Origin of the sequence: Pradoshia sp., from assembly GCF_051873915.1 — a bacterium.
Taxonomy (GTDB): Bacteria; Bacillota; Bacilli; order Bacillales; family Pradoshiaceae; genus Pradoshia.
Genome location: NZ_JBJEFJ010000009.1, coordinates 1 through 1,614 on the forward strand (window position 1 = coordinate 1; position 1,614 = coordinate 1,614).

The window sequence follows — 1,614 nt, forward strand, 5'->3', positions numbered from 1 at the left end:
CTTTAATTTACTGCTAAAGGGCTGTTGTTATACCCGCTGTGTGCTGATTTCTTCACTTGGTCGAAAGAGGAGGCCTAGATTAATCAGTCCGGCAATGCCGACAAGAGCGTATATAACGCGGGCAAAACCGCCGGCTTGGCTTCCGCCGCCAAACACAGTGGCTACTAAATCAAATTGGAAAAATCCAATCAATCCCCAGTTAATGGCACCGATAATGGTTAATAATAGTGCTGTACGTTGAATCCAACTCATTTCATTTCCTCCTTGAAGGTGAATCTTACACTCATAGAATGGATTATTCAGCTGAATCTTATTCATGTTTTATGCTTCTTTCTGACGGGAATGAAGAATTGATACAATAAAATAGATAGCTGCGGATCTATCCATCATGGCAGCAAAAAAAGGAGTGTCGTTATGCAAAATTTTGCTTATTTTAATCCAACAAAACTTGTTTTTGGGAAAGATACTGTAGAGCAGTTAAATGAATGGATTCCAGCTGATGTCGAGCGGGTTCTTTTGGTATATGGGGGAGGCAGTATTAAGCGGAATGGTTTATATGACCGCGTCATCTCACAGGTGGAGAAAAGGGGACTCGTTTATCATGAATTGCAGGGGGTTGAACCGAACCCGAGGTTAAGCACAGTTCATAAAGGAGTTGAAATCTGTAAAGAGGAGGGGATTGATTTCCTGCTTGCCATTGGCGGAGGAAGCGTCATTGACTGTACAAAGGCAATTGCGGCTGGAGCCCGATATGAAGGGGATGCATGGGATTTAATTACGAAGAAGGCTCCTGTGGAGAGTGCCCTTCCATTTGGGACCATCCTTACAATTGCGGCGACCGGTTCAGAGATGAACTCGGGAAGCGTTATTACCAATTGGGAAACAAAAGAGAAATATGGCTGGGGCTCTGTGCATACATATCCTCAATTTTCCATATTAGATCCCGTTAACACATTTACAGTACCGAAGAACCAGACCATTTACGGGATTGTCGATATGATGTCCCATGTGCTTGAAACGTATTTCAATCATAGCGAGAACACCCCGCTGCAGGATAAGATGTGTGAATCCGTTTTGAAAACGGTTAAAGAAACCGCTCCCAAATTACTACAGGATTTGGAAAACTATGAATTTCGGGAAACAATTCTCTATTGTGGAACTGTTGCGCTAAATGGTACCTTAAGTGTTGGAATCCGCGGGGATTGGGCTACACATAATATTGAACATGCCGTTTCGGCAGTATACGATATTCCGCATGCCGGCGGGCTGGCCATTCTCTTCCCTAATTGGATGGAGCATTGCATGCATGAAAACCTGCAAAAGTTCGTACGCTTAGGGGTGGAGGTATTTGACGTCGACCCAGCTGGCAAGACGGATGAAGAAATAGCCAAGGATTGCATCCGTAACATCCGATATTTCTGGACAAGCCTTGGGGCACCAACACGCCTGGCTGATTATGAAATAGATGATCGCAATCTGGACTTAATGGCAGATAAAGCGATGGCGAATGGCGAATTTGGGAACTTTAAGAAATTGAAGAAAGAAGACGTCTTAGCTATTCTGCGTGCATCTCTATAAGAGTGAGGCAGCAATTCGGATAGTATGGAGAAAACG

Annotated in this window: 2 protein-coding genes; one reads left to right on the forward strand and one right to left on the reverse strand. The window is 44.0% G+C overall.

The genetic code is table 11. The features are described 5' to 3' along the window. Nucleotides 1-27 precede the first annotated feature (27 nt). The gene (locus ACI35L_RS00590) at nt 28-252 is read right to left on the reverse strand and encodes a DUF378 domain-containing protein (protein WP_049672756.1); all 225 of its coding nucleotides are present in this window, start codon (nt 250-252) and stop codon (nt 28-30) included. Nucleotides 253-414: 162 nt separating this feature from the next. Here ACI35L_RS00590 and ACI35L_RS00595 point away from each other — a divergent pair, with 162 nt between their 5' ends. Then, on the forward strand, nt 415-1,578 hold the full coding sequence (locus ACI35L_RS00595) for an iron-containing alcohol dehydrogenase (protein WP_049669703.1): 1,164 nt from the start codon (nt 415-417) through the stop codon (nt 1,576-1,578). The last annotated feature ends 36 nt before the right edge of the window (nt 1,579-1,614 follow it).